Annotated in this window: 1 pseudogene; it reads left to right on the top strand. The window is 66.7% G+C overall.

Going from position 1 to position 324, the window contains the following annotated elements:
- A pseudogene (locus K7862_RS37150) lies at window positions 1–324 on the top strand (glycoside hydrolase family 11 protein); the annotation flags it as partial.

Below are 324 nucleotides of genomic sequence, written 5' to 3'. Positions count from 1 at the left end.
ACGACCGGCGGCACCACAGGTGGGACGACCGGTGGGACGACTGGTGGTGGGGGGACGGGCAGTTGCAGCGCGTCCCTGTCCGCCGGTGAGCAGTGGAGCGACCGGTACAACCTCAACGTGGCGGTGTCGGGTTCGAGCAACTGGACGGTGACGATGAACGTGCCGTCGCCGGAGAAGATCAGCGCCACCTGGAACACCAGCGCCACCTGGCCCAGCAGCCAGGTGATGATCGCCAAGCCCAACGGCAACGGCAACACCTTCGGCGTCACCATCATGACCAACGGCAACTGGACCTGGCCCACGGTCTCCTGCAGCACCGGCTGA

The organism is Actinacidiphila acidipaludis (genome assembly GCF_019890725.1).
Lineage (GTDB): Bacteria > Actinomycetota > Actinomycetes > Streptomycetales > Streptomycetaceae > Actinacidiphila > Actinacidiphila acidipaludis.
The sequence above is the reverse complement of the archived record's forward strand: the minus strand, read 5'-3'. Positions and strand labels throughout refer to the sequence as shown.